The sequence below is a fragment of the Kluyvera huaxiensis genome, assembly GCF_040149365.1.
Lineage (GTDB): Bacteria > Pseudomonadota > Gammaproteobacteria > Enterobacterales > Enterobacteriaceae > Kluyvera > Kluyvera intermedia_A.
This window is the reverse complement of sequence record NZ_JBEFLV010000011.1, coordinates 108,572-128,280: the sequence shown is the minus strand read 5'-3', so window position 1 is coordinate 128,280 and position 19,709 is coordinate 108,572. Positions and strand designations below refer to the sequence as shown.

General features: G+C 54.8%; 22 protein-coding genes. 9 read left to right on the top strand and 13 right to left on the bottom strand.

The annotated features are described in order from the left end of the window. The first annotated feature begins 129 nt into the window (after window positions 1-129). Complete coding sequence (locus ABOC97_RS13345; RefSeq protein ID WP_349598370.1) at window positions 130-1,494, top strand: MFS transporter; 1,365 nt, start codon at window positions 130-132, stop codon at window positions 1,492-1,494. A gap of 41 nt (window positions 1,495-1,535) precedes the next feature. Here the strand turns inward: ABOC97_RS13345 and ABOC97_RS13340 are convergent, their stop codons facing one another. Beyond that, window positions 1,536-2,027, bottom strand: a complete 492-nt coding sequence (locus ABOC97_RS13340; protein WP_052283876.1) for a YajQ family cyclic di-GMP-binding protein — start codon at window positions 2,025-2,027, stop codon at window positions 1,536-1,538. Window positions 2,028-2,205: 178 nt separating this feature from the next. Between ABOC97_RS13340 and panE the strand changes: the two genes are divergently transcribed. Together panE and yajL are read left to right on the top strand one after the other, a co-directional pair. Further along, window positions 2,206-3,117, top strand: a complete 912-nt coding sequence (gene panE, locus ABOC97_RS13335; RefSeq protein ID WP_349598367.1) for a 2-dehydropantoate 2-reductase — start codon at window positions 2,206-2,208, stop codon at window positions 3,115-3,117. Beyond that, a complete protein-coding gene (yajL, locus tag ABOC97_RS13330; protein ID WP_349598364.1) occupies window positions 3,080-3,673 on the top strand; it encodes a protein deglycase YajL in 594 nt (197 codons plus the stop codon). The genes panE and yajL overlap by 38 nt, the downstream gene beginning before the upstream one ends. A gap of 63 nt (window positions 3,674-3,736) precedes the next feature. Here yajL and thiI read toward each other — a convergent pair whose 3' ends face one another. Continuing rightward, complete coding sequence (thiI, locus tag ABOC97_RS13325) at window positions 3,737-5,185, bottom strand: tRNA uracil 4-sulfurtransferase ThiI (RefSeq protein ID WP_234506950.1); 1,449 nt, start codon at window positions 5,183-5,185, stop codon at window positions 3,737-3,739. Between the two features lie 199 nt (window positions 5,186-5,384). Here thiI and xseB point away from each other — a divergent pair, with 199 nt between their 5' ends. From xseB to ABOC97_RS13305, 4 genes are all read left to right on the top strand, one after another. Beyond that, window positions 5,385-5,627: an exodeoxyribonuclease VII small subunit gene (gene xseB / locus ABOC97_RS13320; protein WP_052283880.1), complete on the top strand. Its 243-nt coding sequence runs from the start codon at window positions 5,385-5,387 to the stop codon at window positions 5,625-5,627. 1 nt (window position 5,628) lies between these two features. Beyond that, complete coding sequence (gene ispA, locus ABOC97_RS13315) at window positions 5,629-6,528, top strand: (2E,6E)-farnesyl diphosphate synthase (protein ID WP_349598360.1); 900 nt, start codon at window positions 5,629-5,631, stop codon at window positions 6,526-6,528. Window positions 6,529-6,546: 18 nt separating this feature from the next. Further along, window positions 6,547-8,409, top strand: a complete 1,863-nt coding sequence (gene dxs, locus ABOC97_RS13310; protein ID WP_349598357.1) for a 1-deoxy-D-xylulose-5-phosphate synthase — start codon at window positions 6,547-6,549, stop codon at window positions 8,407-8,409. 63 nt (window positions 8,410-8,472) lie between these two features. Then, window positions 8,473-9,447: an aldo/keto reductase gene (locus tag ABOC97_RS13305; protein WP_349598354.1), complete on the top strand. Its 975-nt coding sequence runs from the start codon at window positions 8,473-8,475 to the stop codon at window positions 9,445-9,447. Between the two features lie 174 nt (window positions 9,448-9,621). Here ABOC97_RS13305 and pgpA read toward each other — a convergent pair whose 3' ends face one another. The 6 genes from pgpA to nrdR all read right to left on the bottom strand — a co-directional run bounded on the left by pgpA (window position 9,622) and on the right by nrdR (window position 13,703). Further along, on the bottom strand, window positions 9,622-10,155 hold the full coding sequence (pgpA, locus tag ABOC97_RS13300; RefSeq protein ID WP_459253822.1) for a phosphatidylglycerophosphatase A: 534 nt from the start codon (window positions 10,153-10,155) through the stop codon (window positions 9,622-9,624). Then, the gene (gene thiL, locus ABOC97_RS13295; protein ID WP_349598349.1) at window positions 10,106-11,077 is read right to left on the bottom strand and encodes a thiamine-phosphate kinase; all 972 of its coding nucleotides are present in this window, start codon (window positions 11,075-11,077) and stop codon (window positions 10,106-10,108) included. Before thiL ends, pgpA begins: the two co-directional genes overlap by 50 nt. Before the next feature lie 74 nt (window positions 11,078-11,151). Continuing rightward, window positions 11,152-11,571 carry a transcription antitermination factor NusB gene (gene nusB / locus ABOC97_RS13290; RefSeq protein ID WP_062773912.1) on the bottom strand — a complete coding sequence of 140 codons (420 nt, stop codon included), beginning with the start codon at window positions 11,569-11,571 and terminating at the stop codon, window positions 11,152-11,154. A 19-nt stretch (window positions 11,572-11,590) separates the two neighbouring features. Continuing rightward, the gene (gene ribH / locus ABOC97_RS13285) at window positions 11,591-12,061 is read right to left on the bottom strand and encodes a 6,7-dimethyl-8-ribityllumazine synthase (protein ID WP_001021161.1); all 471 of its coding nucleotides are present in this window, start codon (window positions 12,059-12,061) and stop codon (window positions 11,591-11,593) included. An 85-nt stretch (window positions 12,062-12,146) separates the two neighbouring features. Continuing rightward, window positions 12,147-13,250, bottom strand: a complete 1,104-nt coding sequence (ribD, locus tag ABOC97_RS13280; RefSeq protein ID WP_349598346.1) for a bifunctional diaminohydroxyphosphoribosylaminopyrimidine deaminase/5-amino-6-(5-phosphoribosylamino)uracil reductase RibD — start codon at window positions 13,248-13,250, stop codon at window positions 12,147-12,149. A gap of 3 nt (window positions 13,251-13,253) precedes the next feature. Continuing rightward, window positions 13,254-13,703 carry a transcriptional regulator NrdR gene (nrdR, locus tag ABOC97_RS13275; protein WP_052283888.1) on the bottom strand — a complete coding sequence of 150 codons (450 nt, stop codon included), beginning with the start codon at window positions 13,701-13,703 and terminating at the stop codon, window positions 13,254-13,256. Window positions 13,704-13,855: 152 nt separating this feature from the next. Between nrdR and ABOC97_RS13270 the strand changes: the two genes are divergently transcribed. Together ABOC97_RS13270 and ABOC97_RS13265 are read left to right on the top strand one after the other, a co-directional pair. Further along, window positions 13,856-14,398 carry a SadB/YajI family lipoprotein gene (locus ABOC97_RS13270; RefSeq protein WP_234506959.1) on the top strand — a complete coding sequence of 181 codons (543 nt, stop codon included), beginning with the start codon at window positions 13,856-13,858 and terminating at the stop codon, window positions 14,396-14,398. 300 nt (window positions 14,399-14,698) lie between these two features. Beyond that, a complete protein-coding gene (locus ABOC97_RS13265; RefSeq protein ID WP_349598342.1) occupies window positions 14,699-15,562 on the top strand; it encodes a nucleoside-specific channel-forming protein Tsx in 864 nt (287 codons plus the stop codon). An 88-nt stretch (window positions 15,563-15,650) separates the two neighbouring features. On the opposite strand, the gene ABOC97_RS13260 is transcribed toward ABOC97_RS13265, so the two are convergent. The 5 genes from ABOC97_RS13260 to yajC form a co-directional block, all read right to left on the bottom strand. After that, window positions 15,651-15,758, bottom strand: a complete 108-nt coding sequence (locus ABOC97_RS13260) for a type I toxin-antitoxin system toxin Ldr family protein (protein ID WP_234506965.1) — start codon at window positions 15,756-15,758, stop codon at window positions 15,651-15,653. A 299-nt stretch (window positions 15,759-16,057) separates the two neighbouring features. Next, window positions 16,058-16,405 carry an HNH nuclease YajD gene (gene yajD, locus ABOC97_RS13255; RefSeq protein ID WP_052283891.1) on the bottom strand — a complete coding sequence of 116 codons (348 nt, stop codon included), beginning with the start codon at window positions 16,403-16,405 and terminating at the stop codon, window positions 16,058-16,060. 113 nt (window positions 16,406-16,518) lie between these two features. Next, the gene (gene secF, locus ABOC97_RS13250) at window positions 16,519-17,490 is read right to left on the bottom strand and encodes a protein translocase subunit SecF (protein WP_349598338.1); all 972 of its coding nucleotides are present in this window, start codon (window positions 17,488-17,490) and stop codon (window positions 16,519-16,521) included. A 10-nt stretch (window positions 17,491-17,500) separates the two neighbouring features. Beyond that, window positions 17,501-19,348, bottom strand: a complete 1,848-nt coding sequence (gene secD, locus ABOC97_RS13245; protein WP_072277189.1) for a protein translocase subunit SecD — start codon at window positions 19,346-19,348, stop codon at window positions 17,501-17,503. Window positions 19,349-19,375: 27 nt separating this feature from the next. Beyond that, the gene (yajC, locus tag ABOC97_RS13240; protein ID WP_052283894.1) at window positions 19,376-19,708 is read right to left on the bottom strand and encodes a preprotein translocase subunit YajC; all 333 of its coding nucleotides are present in this window, start codon (window positions 19,706-19,708) and stop codon (window positions 19,376-19,378) included. Between the last annotated feature and the right edge of the window lies 1 nt (window position 19,709).

Here is a 19,709-nt window from a genome sequence, read left to right as displayed (position 1 = left end):
ACCGGGTTATTGGATTATGTCTCTATTCCGCACAAATGATTCAGTAATGTAATATTTGTTAATTAACCGTCTGTTTACCCTGCCCTCTCCCCGCACTACACTACCCCCAGCTTTTATCTTGAGGTGGGAATGAACGATTACAAAATGACGCCCGGTGAGTTGCGCGCCACCTGGGGTTTAGGAACCGTATTTTCTTTGCGTATGCTCGGCATGTTTATGGTTCTGCCGGTTCTGACCACATACGGTATGGCATTACAGGGTGCCAGCGAAGCGCTGATTGGCCTGGCCATCGGTATTTACGGCCTGGCGCAGGCGGTATTCCAGATTCCTTTCGGGCTGGTCTCTGACCGCATTGGCCGCAAACCCTTAATTATCGGCGGGCTGGCGATATTCGTTTTAGGTAGCGTGATTGCCGCGATGTCCGAATCTATCTGGGGCATTATTCTTGGCCGCGCGTTACAGGGTTCTGGGGCGATTGCCGCCGCGGTCATGGCACTGCTGTCCGATTTAACCCGTGAGCAAAACCGTACCAAGGCGATGGCGTTTATCGGGGTGAGCTTCGGCGTCACCTTTGCTATTGCCATGGTGCTGGGCCCAATTATCACCCATAAGCTGGGGCTGCATGCGCTGTTCTGGATGATTGCTGGGCTGGCGACGCTGGGCATTTTGCTAACCATTCTGGTGGTGCCGGACAGCAAAAACCACGTCCTCAACCGCGAATCCGGGATGGTGAAGGGCTGCTTTAGCAAAGTGCTGATGGAGCCACGGCTGCTGAAACTCAACTTCGGCATTATGTGTCTGCATATTCTGCTGATGTCGACCTTCGTCGCGCTGCCGGGCCAGCTCGAAGCCGCCGGTTTCCCGGCCGCCGAGCACTGGAAAATCTACCTGGTGACGATGCTGATATCGTTCATCTCGGTGGTGCCGTTTATCATTTACGCCGAAGTGAAACGCCGCATGAAGCGCGTCTTCGTGCTGTGCATTTCCCTGCTGCTGATTGCTGAAATTGTGCTGTGGGGCTCCGGTAATTCCTTCTGGGAACTGGTCATCGGCGTGCAGATTTTCTTCCTCGCCTTCAACCTGATGGAGGCGCTGCTGCCTTCGCTTATCAGCAAAGAGTCCCCGGCAGGTTATAAAGGGACGGCGATGGGGATCTACTCCACCAGCCAGTTCCTCGGCGTAGCCATCGGTGGCTCACTGGGCGGTTGGGTTGATGGTCTGTTTGATTCGCAAACGGTGTTTCTCGCCGGAGCATTGTTAGCTACCGTGTGGCTGCTGGTGTCGATGACCATGCAGGAACCGCAGTACGTCAGTAGCCTGCGCGTTGAGATCCCAAAAGATATCCACGCCGACGATGCACTGCGTGAACGCCTGCTGGCAACCGAGGGTGTCAAAGAGGTGTTGGTGGTGGCAGAAGAGCACTCGGCTTACGTCAAAATCGACAGTAAAGTGACCAATAGATTTGAGGTTGAGCAGGCGATTGCCGCTCAATAAAGCGAACTGCCCGCATTGAGTTGCGGGCAGTGCTTAGGCGATTAGTCGCGGAAGTTTTTAAACTGGAACGGCTGACCGAGATCGCCACCGCGTACCAGCGCCATCGCGGCCTGCAGATCGTCGCGCGCCTTACCGGTTACGCGAAGTTCTTCACCCTGAATCTGCGTCTGGACTTTCAGCTTGCTGTCTTTAATCAGCTTAACGATTTTCTTCTGAACCGCGCTCTCAATCCCCTGCTTCAACTTGGCTTCAACAAACCAGGTTTTACCGCTGTGGACGAAATCTTCCGGCACGTCCAGAGACGTCCCTTCAATGCCGCGTTTGAGCAGCTTGGCGCGCAGGATATCCAGCAGCTGATTGACCTGGAAGTCAGATTCGCTCAGCACCTTAATCGTCTTATTCGCTTCGTTTAATTCAAAAGTGGCTTCAACACCACGAAAGTCAAAGCGTGATTCTACTTCACGGCTCGCGTTATCAACCGCGTTGCGTGCTTCCTGAAGATCGACTTCAGAGACAATATCGAAAGATGGCATCTTTTCCCCTCCCATAGTTTCGTTTGCGTTGCATAATACCTGCAACGCGGCATAACTCAACTTGTTATCCCCGACAGCAGAGTTGATAGCGCTATACTCACACTATGGAATGATAGCCAGCGTGAAGTATGACATACCCGCTACATCTGGTGTGGTAAGAAGACGGTCAGGAGGATGTTTGAAAATTACGGTATTGGGATGTGGCGCGCTAGGCCAGCTATGGATGACGGCGCTCCACAAAAAAGGATTTGAAGTACAAGGCTGGTTACGCGTACCTCAGCCCTACTGTAGCGTGAACTTGTTAGAGCTGGACGGCACCATTTTTAATCAGTCTCTTATCGCCAACGATCCCGATTTTCTGGCGCAAAGCGATCTCCTGCTAGTGACGCTGAAAGCCTGGCAGGTTTCCGACGCGGTCAGAAGCCTGGCGGCCCGTCTCCCGGCGACTACGCCGATCCTGCTGATTCATAACGGCATGGGTACGCTGAATGAACTAAATGACCTTCAGCAACCGATTCTGCTCGGGGCAACCACTCAGGCCGCACGTCGCGACGGTAACGTGATTGTTCATGTTGCCAACGGCACAACCCACATCGGCCCTGGAAAACGCTATGACCGCGACTACAGCCAGCTTGCGGAAACCCTGCAAGAGGTGCTGCCGGACGTCGCCTGGCACGACAGCATTCATTCCGCCATGTGGCGCAAGCTTGCCGTTAATTGCGTTATCAACCCGCTCACCGCGCTGATGGACTGTAAGAACGGCGATTTACGCGATCATCAGGAACAAATTTCGCGCATCTGCGAAGAGGTCGCCATGACCATGACGCGGGAAGGATTTCATACCTCGCCGGAAAGTCTGTTATTTTATGTTAACCAGGTGATTGACCTGACAGCGGAAAATATCTCTTCCATGCTGCAGGACATCCGCGCACTTCGGCATACGGAAATCGACTATATCACCGGTTTCCTGCTCAAACGCGCGCGGGCGCACGGCATTCCGGTGCCGGAAAATACCCACCTGTATGAACTGGTTAAACGTAAGGAGAGTGAATATGAGCGCGTCGGCACTGATTTGCCTCGCTCCTGGTAGTGAAGAGATGGAAGCGGTCACCACTATCGATTTGTTAGTGCGTGGCGGAATTCAGGTCACTACCGCCAGCGTCGCAAGCGATGGTAATTTGACGATTACCTGTTCGCGCGGCGTTAAGCTGCTGGCCGATGCCCCGCTGGTTGAAGTTGCGGACGGTGATTTTGATATCATCATCCTGCCGGGCGGTATTAAGGGCGCGGAATGCTTCCGCGACAGCCCGCTGCTGGTCGAGACGGTGAGGCAGTTTCACCTCTCCGGACGCATTGTCGCCACTATTTGCGCAGCCGCGGCTACCGTACTGGTCCCGCACGACCTCTTCCCTATCGGGAATATGACCGGCTTCCCGGCGCTGAAAGATCAGATTCCAGAAGGCCAGTGGCAGGATAAGCGCGTGGTCTGGGATCCGCGCGTTAACCTGCTCACCAGCCAGGGGCCGGGAACGGCTATCGATTTCGGGCTGAAGATTGTCGACCTGCTGGTCGGGCGTGAAAAAGCCTATGAAATTTCGACGCAGCTGGTGATGGCGGCGGGCATTTATAACCACTACGAAGCGTAGTTTTGCGCTCGCAGGCAATAAAAAACCCGGCAATGCCGGGTTTTTTATTATGCAGATTCACGCCTACGGGCGGTAAACCTTGACGTTGGCAAAGCCCTGCTCACGCAGATACAGCGCCTGCAGACGGCTCATCACGCCGCGCTCACACCACAGCAGATAGGTTTTGCTCTGGTCGAGATCGCCAAACTTGGTGCTCAGCTTGTAGAACGGCAGTGACGCCACTTCCACGCCTTCCACTTTCAGCGGCTTGTCGTCCTGCTCGTCTATCGAGCGGATGTCCAGAATCACGTCGTTTTCAGCGAAACCGCTCACGGTTTCCACTTCTACCACTTCCTGCTGGGTCTGCTGGGCGATATCGCGAATGTCGACGTTGTTCGCTTCGGCAACCACTTTATCCAGAATGCTGAAATCAAAGTTAGCTTCTTCGGCTTCGATCTTCGCCTTCACCGCTTTGATGGTTGGGCTTTTCGAGATAACACCGCAGTATTCCGGCATGGTACGGGCAAAATCTTCGGTGCCGATTTCACGCGCCAGATCGATGATGTGCTCTTTGTCGTGCGAAATCAGCGGACGCAGAATCAGGGTGTCTGAGACGTTGTCGATAAGACGCAGGTTGGTCAGCGTCTGGCTGGACACCTGGCCCAGCGCTTCGCCAGTCACCAGTGCCTGTACGCCGTAGCGCTCAGCCACCTGGGATGCCGCGCGGACCATCATGCGCTTAAGCACCACGCCCATCTGACCGTCTTCCACTTTCTCGAGGATTTCGCCAACCACAGGTTCGAAGTTGATCGCCACGAAGCGTACGCGGTGAGAACTGCCAAAGCGGTTCCACAGATAGTGAGCGACCTGACGCACGCCGATTTCATGCGCTGCGCCGCCAAGGTTGAAGAAACAGTAGTGCACGCGGCAGCCACGACGCATCAGCATATAGCTGGAGACGCCGGAGTCGAACCCGCCGGAGATCAGCGACAGTACATCTTCCTGAGTCCCGATAGGGAAACCGCCGATGCCTTCATAACGCCCTTTCACCAGCAGCAGACGATCGTTTTCGATTTCGAGGTTAACCGTTACATCCGGGTTGGTCAGCTTCACGCGCGCCGTTTCGATGTGCTGGTTCAGACCGCCGCCAACGTAACGTTCTACTTCGATAGAAGTGAACTCATGCTTACCGCGACGTTTAACGCGCACGCAGAAGGATTTGCCTTCCAGCGCTTCGCGCCACAGCGGCAGCGTCTGCTCAAAGATATTGTGCAGAGAGGTAAACGGAACGTCTTCCACTTCCAGAATATGGTGAATGCCGGGGATACGCGTCAGAGCATCGCGGAGGATCTCTCGTTTGTCTTCATCTTTGGAACGCACTTCGATGTGGTCCCAGTGGCGAACGACGGCGAGCGTTTCATCGTGATTTTTAAGAACGTTACGAATATTCCCGGTTAAAATTTTAATAAAGCGCAAACGCACAGTTTGGCTTTTGATGGTGATTTCCGGGAACAATTTAATGATAAACTTCATGGCGGCAATGGTTCGTTGGCAAGCCCGACGGGGCTTTAGGCAAAAAGATGTATCGCAGTGCACCATTCTTACCGAGGGAGCCTGCGTCCAGGTCGCGAAGTATACCATCATCCCGCTTACCATTGCGTGTTATTTGCTTCACGCCCAGACTCCGTTACCATAGACGCAGTCGCGACATAACAAGAGCCAAATATTCACTATGCCAAAGAAAAATGAAGCCCCGGCCAGTTTTGAAACCGCATTAACCGAGCTGGAGCAGATTGTTAACCGCCTTGAGAGCGGCTCCCTGCCGCTGGAAGAAGCGCTCAACGAATTTGAACGTGGCGTGCAGCTGGCGCGTCAGGGGCAGACAAAGCTGCAGCAAGCAGAACAGCGCGTGCAGATCCTGCTGGCCGATAACGAAGATGCACCTTTAACGCCTTTCACCCCGGACGCCGAATAAAATGGATTTCTCGCAACAGCTCAATGCCTGCGTAGAACAGGCAAACGACGCGCTGCGCCGTTTTATCGCTCCGCTGCCGTTTCAGAACACTCCACTGGTTAACGCCATGCAGTATGGCGCACTATTAGGCGGTAAACGCCTGCGTCCATTCCTGGTGTACGCCACCGGGAAAATGTTCGGCGTCAGTACCGCGACGCTGGATGCCCCAGCCGCCGCCGTTGAGTGTATTCACGCCTATTCGCTGATGCATGACGATCTGCCGGCAATGGACGATGACGATCTGCGCCGCGGTCAGCCGACCTGCCACATCAAATTTGGCGAGGCGAGCGCAATTTTGGCCGGTGACGCGCTGCAAACGCTGGCGTTTTCTATACTCAGTGATGCACCGATGACCGAAGTCTCCGACCGCGATCGCCTGGCGATGCTGTCAGAGCTGGCCACCGCCAGTGGCGTTGCGGGAATGTGCGGCGGTCAAGCGCTGGATCTGGAAGCCGAAGGGCAACAGGTTAATCTGGAAATGCTGGAGCGCATTCACCGCCATAAAACCGGCGCGCTGATCCGTGCCGCCGTTCGTCTGGGCGCGCTGAGCGCCGGTGAACAGGGCCGTAATGCGCTGCCATTGCTGGATAAGTATGCCGAAAGCATCGGCCTGGCCTTCCAGGTTCAGGATGACATTCTGGATGTGGTAGGCGATACTGCGACCCTCGGAAAGCGCCAGGGTGCCGACCAGCAACTCGGCAAAAGCACCTACCCTGCATTACTGGGCCTTGAGCAAGCCCGGACAAAAGCCAGTGACCTGATTGCAGATGCCCGCCAGTCGTTAACCGAACTGGCCGCGCAGTCACTGGATACCACAGCACTGGAAGCGCTAGCGAACTACATCATCCTGCGCGATAAATAAACAATAAATGAGTCTCCGATGAGTTTTGATATTGCCAAATACCCGACCCTGGCACTGGTCGATTCCACCCAGGAATTACGCCTGTTGCCAAAAGAGAGCCTGCCGAAGCTGTGTGACGAGCTACGCCGTTACCTGCTCGACAGCGTGAGCCGTTCCAGCGGACACTTTGCCTCCGGGCTTGGCACGGTGGAACTCACCGTGGCGCTGCATTATGTCTATAACACGCCGTTCGACCAGCTTATCTGGGACGTTGGTCACCAGGCCTATCCGCATAAAATTCTGACCGGTCGTCGCGACAAAATTGGCACTATCCGTCAGAAAGGCGGCCTGCACCCGTTCCCGTGGCGCGGTGAAAGCGAGTACGACGTGCTGAGCGTCGGCCACTCTTCCACTTCAATTTCTGCCGGTATTGGTATTGCCGTAGCGGCTGAAAAAGAGAACAAACAGCGTCGTACCGTCTGCGTAATTGGTGACGGCGCGATTACCGCCGGTATGGCGTTCGAAGCCATGAACCACGCGGGCGATATCAAGCCCGATATGCTGGTGGTGCTGAACGACAACGAAATGTCTATCTCGGAAAACGTCGGCGCGCTCAATAACCATCTGGCGCAGTTGCTTTCCGGCAAGCTCTACTCCTCTCTGCGTGAAGGCGGCAAGAAAGTCTTCTCCGGCGTTCCGCCAATTAAAGAGCTGCTCAAACGCACGGAAGAACACATCAAAGGCATGGTGGTGCCGGGTACGCTGTTTGAAGAATTAGGCTTCAATTACATCGGGCCGGTTGACGGTCATGACGTGGTTGGGCTGGTCAATACGCTCAAGAACATGCGCGACCTGAAAGGCCCGCAGTTCCTGCACATTATGACCAAAAAAGGCCGTGGCTATGAGCCCGCCGAGAAAGACCCTATCACCTTCCATGCGGTGCCTAAATTCGACCACACCAGCGGTAAACTGCCAAAAAGCAGCGGTGGCCTGCCGTCATATTCGAAAATCTTCGGCGACTGGCTGTGCGAAACCGCGGCCAAAGATGCCAAGCTGATGGCGGTGACGCCGGCCATGCGTGAAGGCTCCGGCATGGTGGAGTTCTCCAAAAAATATCCCGACCAGTATTTCGATGTCGCCATTGCCGAACAGCACGCGGTAACCTTTGCCGCCGGTCTGGCGATTGGCGGCTATAAACCGATTGTGGCGATTTACTCGACCTTCCTGCAGCGCGCCTACGATCAGGTGATCCACGACGTCGCCATCCAGAAGCTGCCGGTGCTGTTTGCCATCGACCGCGCGGGTATCGTCGGCGCCGACGGGCAGACGCACCAGGGGGCATTCGATATCTCCTACCTGCGCTGCATCCCGGAAATGGTCATCATGACCCCAAGCGATGAGAACGAATGTCGCCAGATGCTGTACACCGGCTACCATTACGGCGACGGCCCAAGCGCAGTACGCTATCCACGCGGTAGCGGTACGGGTGCAACGCTTGAACCATTAGCTAAACTTCCGCTGGGCAAAGGCGTGGTGAAACGTGAAGGCGAGAAACTGGCGATTCTCAACTTCGGTACCCTGCTGGCGGAAGCCGAAACAGTCGCTGAAAAACTTAACGCTACGCTGGTTGATATGCGCTTTGTGAAGCCGCTCGATGAGACGTTGATCCTTGAGATGGCTGCGCGCCATGAGTCGCTGGTGACGCTGGAAGAAAACGCCATTATAGGCGGCGCGGGCAGCGGCGTGAACGACGTGCTGATGGCGCATCGTAAACCGGTGCCGGTGCTGAATCTTGGCCTGCCTGATTTCTTCGTCCCACAGGGAACGCAGGAAGAGGCTCGCGCCGACCTCGGTCTCGACGCGGCAGGCATTGAGGCGAAGATCGCGGCCTGGTTGGCATAATCCCTCCTATCGCTCCTGCTATGCTTAAAGGTAAACCCCTTACCCGCTAGCAGGAGCTGAATCATGCAATACCATCTCTTAGGACAAACTGACCTTCGGGTTTCCCGCCTTTGCCTGGGCTGTATGACCTTCGGCGAACCGGACCGGGGTAAGCACGCCTGGACGCTGCCGGAAGACAGCAGCCGTCCCATCATTCAGCGCGCCCTCGAAGGCGGCATCAATTTTTTCGACACCGCCAACAGCTATTCCGACGGCAGCAGCGAGGAGATCGTTGGCCGGGCGCTACGCGACTTCGCTCGTCGCGATGAAGTGGTGGTCGCTACCAAGGTGTATCACCAGGTGGGCGATTTAGAAGAAGGACTCTCACGCGCGCAGATCCTCCGCTCCATTGACGACAGCCTGCGCCGACTCGGCATGGACTATGTCGACCTGCTGCAAATTCATCGCTGGGACTACCGCACGCCGATTGAAGAGACGCTGGAAGCGCTGGATGAGGTAGTAAAGTCGGGTAAAGCCCGCTTTATCGGCGCCTCTTCAATGCATGCCCGCCAGTTCGCCCACGCGCTGGCGCTGCAAAAAACCAACGGACTGGCGCAGTTTGTCACCATGCAGGATCACTACAATTTGATTTATCGCGAAGAAGAGCGCGATATGCTGCCGCTGTGCGTCCAGGAAGGCGTGGCGGTGATCCCGTGGAGCCCGCTGGCTCGTGGTCGTCTGACCCGCCCTTGGGGGGAAACCACCGCACGACTGGTATCCGATGAATTCGGCCAGACGCTCTACAGCACCACGGAAGAGAACGACGAGAAAATTGCCGGGGAGCTGGAGCGGGTTGCCGAAGAGGTTGAAGCCAGCCGCGCGCAAACGGCGCTGGCATGGTTGTTGAGTAAACCAGGGGTAGCGGCACCGATTATCGGCGCATCGCGTGAGGAACAGTTAGAGGAGCTGTTAAACGCGGTTGATCTGACGCTGACGCCAGAGCAGATCTCGGCGATGGAAGCGCCATATCAGGTTCATCCGGTGGTGGGGTTTAAGTAACAGAATACCCCCCTCACCCTAGCCCTCTCCCCGATGGGGAGAGGGAACCGTTCGGCATCATCTGTTAGTGATGTGCATCATTCAAGCCGGCGTTTATGATTACATTCGACACCGCACACCATCGATTTTCCCCTTCTCAAAATTCAAGGGAGAGGACCGGTGACGGTCAACGCATCACAGAACGTGGTGCCCCGCGACGTACAAAATCCCCGCCGAAATAACCCCGGCGACGATGTCATCGACCATAATGCCCATGCCGCCGTGAATATTGCGGTCAAACCAGCGGATCGGCCACGGTTTCCACATATCCAGAATGCGGAATACCACAAACCCGGCCAGCACCCACTGCCAGCTGATGACCGGGATCGCCATTAAGGTTATCCACATGCCGATAAACTCATCCCACACGATGCTGCCGTGGTCATGAGTCTGCATATCGCGCGCCGTGCGGCGACAGATATAAACGCCGATGCAAATGCCGAACATCACCACCAGCGAATAGATCTGCAGCGGTAAAAAGGTCAGCAAATACCAGAACGGAATAGAGGCCAGCGACCCCATGGTACCAGGAACTATTGGGCTTAAGCCGCTACCAAACCCCGTGGCCAGCAGGTGCCAGGGATTGCGTAAGTTCAGACGGCTTTTTGCGATATCGTGCTTAGCCAAAGTGATCGTACCCCTTCCAGTCCAGCGTGACCGCCTTTCCATCTTGTGTAAAATTCAGCCCTTCTACGTCGGCGCTAATTTGGCCAATGCAGGTAAACGGCGTCCCCAACTGACCCAGAGCCACTTCCAGCGCACCGCGATTCAGTTCCGGAACGGTAAAGCACAGTTCATAATCTTCGCCGCCAGAGAGCGCATAGCGGCAGGCCTGCTCTGGGGTAACGTGGCGCAGCATAGCCCCCGAGTACGGCAGCATATCCAGTTCAACCCGCGCACCTACGCCGCTGGCCTTCAGAATATGGCCCAGATCGGAAATCAGCCCGTCGGACAAATCAATGGCCGAGCTGGCAAGATCGCGCAGCGCCTGCCCTTGCAGTACACGCGGCGTCGGGCGTAAATGGCGTTGACGCAGATAGGCCGCATCTTCCGGCACATCAATTTTCAATTGATTCAGCAGCAGAGCCAGCCCGGCAGCGCTATCGCCCGGCGTCCCGGTGACGTAAATCCAATCGCCCGGTTTCGCCCCTGAACGTTTCAACGCGCGTCCCACCGGCACGTAGCCGTGGATGCTGAGCGTCATCGCCAGCGGGCCCTTAGTGGTATCGCCGCCTATCAGCTGCATATCGTAGTAGTTTAGCTGCTCAAACAGGCTGTCGCTGAACGCCGCCAGCCACTCTTCATCGACCGAAGGCAGGGTCAAAGCCAGCGTTAACCATGCAGGATCGGCACCCATCGCAGCCAGATCGCTGACGTTAACCGCCAGTGCTTTGTAGGCCAGGTCAGCCGGGTCGATATCGGGGAGAAAATGATTACCCGCCACCAGCGTGTCGGTGCTGATTGCCAGGGTTTGTTTTTCGGGGATGTTGAGTAACGCACAGTCGTCACCGATACCAGTTTCGACATCAAGACGGGCGTTTCGTACTCGGTCAAAATAACGGGCAATCAGGGAAAATTCGCCGCATGCCATACGTTATGCCTCAGCAGAAGGATAAAACAAGGCCGGGGAAAGCGATAATTATCGCTCTCTCACCGGCCTACGGGTTACTTTTTGCGGGGACGAATTGCAGGAGCGGCTTTATCCAGCACGCCGTTGACGAACTTGTGGCTGTCTTCAGCGCCAAAGGTTTTTGCCAGCTCGATTGCTTCGTTGATAGCCACTTTGTATGGCACATCATCACGCTTAGACAGCTCGAACAGCGCGATGCGCAGCACGGCTTTCTCTACCTGACCCAGCTCTTCGAGCAGACGGGACAGGTACGGCTTCATCAATCCATCGAGGTACGCGCTGTTAGTCGCCACCCCGGACAGCAGTTCACGGAAGTACGCGACGTCAACATCTTTAACGTCTTGTTCCGCCAGGAACTGGTATTCAACATCAGAGATGTCGTTCTGGGACAACTGCCAGGAGTAGAGCGCCTGGACGGCACACTCACGGGCGCGGCGACGAGCAGCAGGTTTCACGGATTTCCCCTTACAAAAATCAGGCCTTGATGGCTTTCAATACATTAATCATTTCAAGCGCGGTCAGTGCAGCTTCTGCACCTTTGTTACCGGCTTTTGTGCCAGCGCGTTCGATGGCTTGTTCAATACTTTCGGTGGTCAGAACACCGAAGGCTACCGGGATTTCGCTGTCCTGAGCGACGTGCGCCAGGCCATTGCTTGCCCCGCCAGCAACATATTCGAAGTGGGCAGTACCGCCACGGATAACTGTACCCAGTGCAATCACCGCATCGTATTTACCGGTTTTTGCCAGTGCGCCAGCTGCCAGCGGCAGTTCATAAGCGCCAGGAACCCAAACAACGGTGATGTTTTCATCTTTAACCTGACCAATGCGTTTCAGGGCGTCGATAGCACCTTCCAGCAGGCTGTCATTGATAAAGTTGTTGAAACGCGCGATGGTGATGGCGACGCGAGCGTCCGGGGTAGCAACGTTAGCTTCAATAATGTTCATACTCTTCCTTTGGGTTCATTTGCCCCGCAGGGGGGCGGATTTTATCATAATATTCTGGGCGCTGCTTCCTCTAATTAGGAATGCATCACGCAGCGGTTAAATGCAGGCAGACATCCGGGCCAACCTGGCGTATCTCATTGAATTTGAAATGGGGGGCCTGACTCAGTTTCTCAAGGCCCGGCAGCACACATAATCCGCGCGCATCGCTGCCTAACAGTTTAGGCGCGATATAGACGATAAGCTCATCCACCAGTCCTGCTTCAATCAGCGCTCCGGCAAGCGTCGGCCCCGCCTCAACCCAGATGCTGTTAACCTGCTGTTTTCCAAGCTGCATCATCAGTAACACCAGATCGAGATGACCGTTATGCTCCGGCACCATCAGCGTTTGCACGCCCTGCGGCCAGCTACGGGTATCTTCTTTAGTACGAGCAAACAGCGTTTCACCCGGCTGCTGCACAATGCGGTGTTGCGGCGTCACGCGGTTGTCGCTATCGATGACAATACGCAGAGGCTGGCGCAGATTTTCCTGCGGATAGAGGCTTTGCGTATCGGCGCTCAGTTCATCCCAACGTACGGTTAATGCTGGATCGTCGGCTAATACGGTTGCGCTGCTGGTTAAAATGGCATGGCTTTCTGCACGTAAACGCTGCACATCGCGACGGGCCTGCGGCGAAGTGATCCACTGGCTTTCACCGCTGGCCATCGCCGTGCGTCCGTCGAGCGACGCGCCAAGCTTAAGCTGAATGTACGGAAAACCGGTGCGCATCCGCTTGAGGAAACCTTTATTCAGCGCTTCGGCTTCGCTCATCATCAGCCCATGACTGACTTCAATTCCCGCCTGCTGTAGACGGTACAAACCGCGCCCGGCGACCTGCGGATTCGGGTCCTGCATCGCGGCAACCACGCGCGCGACGCCTGCGGCAATTAACGCGTCGCAGCACGGCGGCGTGCGGCCATGATGGCTGCATGGCTCAAGAGTTACGTAGGCGGTAGCACCTTTGGCTTTTTCGCCCGCCATACGCAAGGCATGCACTTCCGCATGCGGCTCACCGGCACGGTAGTGAAAACCTTCACCAACAATTTCGCCCTGATTGACAATCACGCAGCCAACGCGAGGGTTCGGATGGGTGGTGAATCGTCCGCGCTGCGCCAGCTTCAGGGCACGCGCCATATATATCTCATCGCTCATGGCTTAATCCTGTAAGCGGGCGATTTCTTCGCCAAATTCTTTGATATCTTCAAAGCTGCGGTAAACCGAAGCAAAGCGGATGTAGGCGACTTTATCGAGCTTTTTCAGCTGTTCCATCACCAGATTACCCAACAGTTTGCTCGGCACTTCACGTTCGCCGGTGGCGCGCAGGTGCGATTTAATATGATTAATCGCCATTTCGACGTCATCAGAGCTCACCGGACGTTTTTCCAGCGCCCTCAGCATGCCGCTGCGCAGCTTGTCTTCGTTAAACGGCTCACGCACGTCATTACTTTTGACAACGCGCGGCATCACCAGCTCAGCGACCTCAAAGGTAGTGAAACGTTCGTTGCACACCAGGCATTGTCGACGGCGGCGAACGGAGGAACCTTCTCCCACAAGGCGGGAGTCAATTACTTTAGTGTCTACGGCGAAACAGAATGGGCAGTGCATACGACGTCCTGACGGTGAGGGCTAATGGAATCTATTTTACCCTGAACTGACGAGACAACAAAGGAACAGCGCTTTTTGAGACAATGGATCGATGCCAAATGCCCTGTTGCGCGCTAACATTGCGTTATCCCGTGAAGAAGGAAACAGACAGAATGACAAGACGTTACCTAAGAATTGCCCTGCTGGGAAGCCTCGTCAGCCTGACCGCCTGCGCCCAGCAGTCAGAGGTGAAGCAGATGCACCAGAGCATCAGCACGCTGAGCGCAGAAATGACGCAGCTAAATAAAGAAACCGTGAAGATCACCCAGCAAAACGCGCTCAATGCGAAATCGACACGTGGCGTCTATTTGCTGCCGGGGGCAAACACCCCTGCCCGCCTGAATAGCCAGGTCGGCACGCTGCGCATGTCATTGCGCAACATTGCCGCCAACGCACAAGGTACAGCGCTGACTCTGCGCATCCAGGGTGAGTCCAACGATCCGCTTCCGGCATTCACCGGCACGGTAGAATGGGGACAAATCCAGGGCACGACTGAGCAGTATCAGGAAGTGAACGTGAGCAATAAGCTCTTCTCCGCACCGGCGAGCGTGCTGGCACCAAGCGATGTCGACATTCCGTTGCAGCTTAACGGCGTGACGCCGGACCAGCTCGGCTTTGTCCGCATCCATGACGTTCAACCCGCCAACGCGCAATAATCGTATTATCGGCGTCGCGAGCGATAACAACGCTCCGACGCCTATCCCATCCTGCCCAACTCTCCGCCCTACATTTTCTGTGTGTAAAAATTTGCAATAATTCACTCCATCAGTACAATCGCCGCGTCTAATCTACGCAAACGTGAACGCAATCGATTACGCACTTGAAAAATGTGTGAAGCGTGACTGATTTTCGTGAGCAATGATTCATATAATAGGCACGCAGAAACACGAAACATTTAGAAAAACTTCGGTGATAAATATCACTCTCTTTCGAATTTTTTTATTAGTGGCATAAATATGAAAAAAACATTACTTGCAGCCGGTGCGGCGCTGGCGCTTTCCGCCTCTTTCACTGCTAACGCAGCCGGTGGCTCTCAGCCGGAGTACGTTTCCGACTGGTGGCATCAGAGCGTCAACGTGGTAGGTAGCTACCACACCCGTTTCTCTCCAAAACTGAACAACGACGTTTACCTGGAGTACGAAGCATTTGCTAAGAAAGATTGGTTAGATTTCTACGGCTACATCGATATTCCAAAAACCTTCGATTGGGGTAACGGTAACGATAAAGGCGTATGGTCCGACGGTTCCCCAATGTTTATGGAAATTGAACCGCGCTTCTCTATCGATAAGCTGACCGGCGCTGACCTGAGCTTTGGTCCATTCAAAGAGTGGTATATCGCCAACAACTACATCTACGATATGGGTGACAACAAAGGCAGCCGCCAGAGCACCTGGTACATGGGTCTGGGTACCGATATCGATACCGGCCTGCCAATGAGCCTGTCCATGAACGTGTATGCGAAATACCAGTGGCAGAACTACGGCGCAGCCAACGAAAACGAGTGGGACGGCTACCGCTTCAAAGTGAAATACTTTGTTCCGATCTCCGATCTGTGGGGCGGCAAGCTGAGCTACATCGGCTTCACCAACTTTGACTGGGGTTCCGATCTGGGCGACGAACCAAACCGTACCAGCAACTCCATCGCTTCCAGCCACATCCTGGCGTTGAACTACGATCACTGGCACTACTCGGTAGTGGCTCGTTACTTCCATGACGGCGGCCAGTGGAAAGGCGGGAATACCCTGAACTGGGGCGAAGGTGACTTCAGCGCGAAGTCTACCGGTTGGGGTGGTTACCTGGTTGTCGGTTACAACTTCTAAGTTCGTTACCGCAAAAAAGGCCAGAGGAAATCCTCTGGCCCGTTTCGAGCGCATGCTGCCACGCGGCGGCCAACACGCCCACCTCGCATTATCTCCTGCTATGCCACCAGCCTAAAAAAAGACCGGCCGCAATACTGGCCAGCGTAGGCGCTGCCAGATCGTGCCAGACAATAATGCACACTTCAGTAAGCGACATATAACCGCCTTGGTTGCAATGGCAACGGTTCGCGGCTATCCTCAACTTGTCTAGAGATAGGATTGCCCCCGTTAGGTTGCCGGTGAATACCGAACAATTTGCGGGGGTTTTCTCTTTCCAGCGACAAGGCCACCGGGGATCAAGCCCCCGCAACACTGCGCCTCACCGAGTGCTCCCGGCTTGCCGCTGATTCTACTCCGCCTGCCAATATCCACACCCAATCCATGCCCGACAGACAAAAAAAATCCCAATCTTACGATCGGGATTCCAATGATCATGTACGCGTTACACCGCTGCGATTATTTCTTTTTATTCATCATCGCTTGCAGGTTGGCAAACGGGTTATAGGTCGCCTCCCCTACATCTTTCTGCGCGTCTTCCCCGGCAACCACCGTTGAACCGTATTGATCGGCCTCGGTGTACTTCGAGTGTTCATGATCGTGGCAGTACAGGCACAGCAACTCCCAGTTGCTGCCGTCTTCCGGGTTATTGGTATGGTCGTGATCCATATGGTGAACCGTCAGTTCACGCAGATTAGAGTAAACAAACTCTCGCGAACAGCGCCCGCAGACCCAAGGGAACAGCTTCAGTGCTTTTTCGCGGTAGCCGCTTTCCAGCCGGACGTAGTTTTTCGGGATGATAGCCATGATGACTCCTCACAAAGCAATATTCGGGCTTAATTAGAATAATAAGATGCAATAAAAAAGCCGCAACACGGATTGGGTGTTACGGCTTTTTTCAATCACTTAACAGCGCTCGCTTACGGCAGAATAGACGGCTGATCCGCCCCTTCCTTCTCAACTTTCTGCTGCAGCATGTGCTCGCGTTTCATACCCAGCTTCAGCGCCAGCGCCGAGGCTACGTAGATAGACGAAGCTGTACCGATGGAAACACCGATAAGCATGGTCAGCGAGAAACCTTCCAGCACTGGACCACCGAAGAGGTACAGCATCAGAATCACCACTAACGTAGTACCGGACGTAATCAACGTACGGTGCAGCGTCTGGGTCAGCGACACGTTAAAGATCTCGTATGGCGTACCGCGACGGATTTTGCGGAAGTTTTCACGAATACGGTCAGATACCACGATGCTATCGTTCAACGAGTAACCGATAACTGACATCAAGGATGCCACGATCGTCAGGTCAATCTCGATATGGAACAACGACAGGATCCCTACGGTAATGATCACGTCGTGCGCGAGTGAAATTACCACCCCTGCAGCCAGTCGCCACTCAAAGCGGAAACCAACGTACACAAGGATAGATAACAACGCCACCATCAGCGCCATCGCACCGGTTTGCGCCAGATCGGCACCCACGCTTGGCCCAACGAATTCGATACGCTTCACGGCGGCATTCTGGTTGGTGGCTTCGTTAATCACACTCAGCACCTTACTACCCAGCACCTGCCCGCCGTCTGCACCTTCGGTTGGCGGCATACGTACCATGATGTCATGGCTGCTGCCGAAGTTCTGCAGCAGCGGCTCAACGAAGCCCGCTTTCTCCAGCGCATCACGCATCACATCCATATCCGCCGGTTTTTCCAGCGTGATTTCAATCACCGTACCACCGGTGAAATCGAGACCCCAGTTAAACCCGCGTACGCCCATCACCACGATGGCCGCGATCAGCAGGAAACCTGAGATGCCGAAAGCCCAGTAGTCCCAGCGCATAAAGTCATAGACTTTACGGCCGTGGTTCAATTGTTCAACAGTATATTCCTGTGCCACTTCGCACTCCTCAGATTGACAGCTTTTTGACGCGCTTGCCGCCATACAACAGGTTTACGATGGCACGTGTACCGACAATCGCGGTAAACATCGACGTCGCCACACCGATACCGGTAGTAATCGCGAACCCTTTAATTGCCCCGGTGCCAACTGCATACAGGATCAGGACTTTAATCAGCGTCGTAATGTTCGCATCGAAGATGGAACTGAACGCACCGGCATAGCCCTCATTGATAGCCTGCTGAACCGAACGACCGTTACTCAGCTCTTCTTTGATACGCTCGTTGATTAGTACGTTGGCGTCGACGGCAACGGCAAGGGTTAACACAATCCCCGCAATCCCCGGCATACTCAGCGTAGCGCCTGGCAGCAACGACATAATACCGACAATCAGTACCAGGTTCGCAATCAGCGCGCTGGTCGCAATCAGACCAAACTTCTTATAGAAGAAGATCATGAACAGGATAGAGACCACCAGACCGGCCAGACATGCTTCCAGGCCCTGCTTGATGTTCTGCATACCCAGCGTTGGGCCGATGGTACGTTCTTCAACAATCTGGATTGGCGCAATCAACGCACCCGCACGCAGCAGCAGCGACAGCTGACGCGCTTCGTTAGGGTTGCCGATACCGGTGATACGGAAGCTGTTACCCAGTCGGGACTGGATATTGGCGATGTTAATCACCTCTTCTTGTTTCACCAGCACTGCGCGGCCGTTAGCGTCTTTCTTACCGCTGTCTTTATACTCCACAAACAGGGTCGCCATCGGTTTACCGATGTTGTCCTTGGTGAAGTTAGACATGATGTTACCACCCGCGCTATCCAGCGAGATGTTAACCTGCGGCTGATTGTATTCGTCCTGGCTGGAAGTAGAGTCGGTGATATGATCACCGGTCAAAATCACACGCTTGAACAGCACAACCGGCTGGCCTTCACGGGTATTTTTCACTTCAGAATCGCCTGGAACGCGGCCAGATGCGGCAGCGGCCTGATCGACGTTGCTGTTGACCAGACGGAATTCCAGCGTCGCGGTTGCGCCCAGGATTTCCTTGGCACGCGCGGTGTCCTGAATACCCGGTAGCTCGACCACGATGCGGTCAGCACCCTGGCGTTGAACCACCGGCTCAGCCACGCCCAGCTGGTTTACACGGTTACGCAGAATGTTGATGTTCTGCTGTACCGCATATTCGCGAGCTTCACTCAGACGCGCATCGGTCATCACCGCACGCATCGCGGTGCTACCCTGGCTTGAAATCACCAGATCCTGGTGACGCTTGCTCAGGTAAGAGATAGCCTGATCGCGGGCATTGCTATCACGGAAAGTGATGCTCAGACCGTAGTTGTCTTCTTTACGAACGGTAGTATAAGGAATGCCTTTTTCACGCAGATCGCTGCGCAGGCTATCGATATTTTGTTCCTGGAGCTTGCCCAGTGCGGTATCCATATCCACTTCCATCAGGAAGTGAACGCCGCCGCGGAGGTCAAGACCGAGCTTCATTGGCTCTGCGTGAATCGCAGCCAACCAGCGCGGAGTTGCCGGAGCAAGGTTAAGCGCCACGACATATTTGTCACCCAGTACGCTCATCAACGCTTCACGCGCGCGCAGCTGGATGTCGGTGGTGTCGAAGCGCGCAAGAATAGCGCCCTCTTCCAGTGCCACAGACTTAGCGGTAATTTTTTCTTCTTGTAACGTTTTCTGGACCTGGATCAGCGTTTGCTCACTGGCGGCGACGCCGCGCACGCCAGTGATTTGAACAGCCGGATCCTCACCATACAGGTTGGGAAGTGCGTAAAGCAGGCCGACGACAATGACGACGACCAGCATGATGTACTTCCACAAAGGATAACGGTTTAACACGGCAGTTCCCTTTGGGAAAACGGAATATTACAGCGCCTTCATGGTGCCTTTCGGCAGGACGGCAGCTACGAAGTCACGTTTGATAACCACTTCAGTGGTGTCGTTCAGTGCGATGGAGATGTAGCCAGTTTCTGCTACTTTAGTCACACGACCAACCAGGCCACCGTTCGTCAGGACTTCATCGCCTTTGGCAATGGAGCTCATCAGGTTTTTATGTTCTTTGGTACGTTTCTGCTGTGGGCGCAGGATCATGAAATAGAAAATCAGACCGAACACAACCAGCATCAGAATCAGAGACATCGGGCTACCCTGCGCCGGAGCACCTGTTGCCGCTACCGCATCAGAAATAAAAAAGCTCATT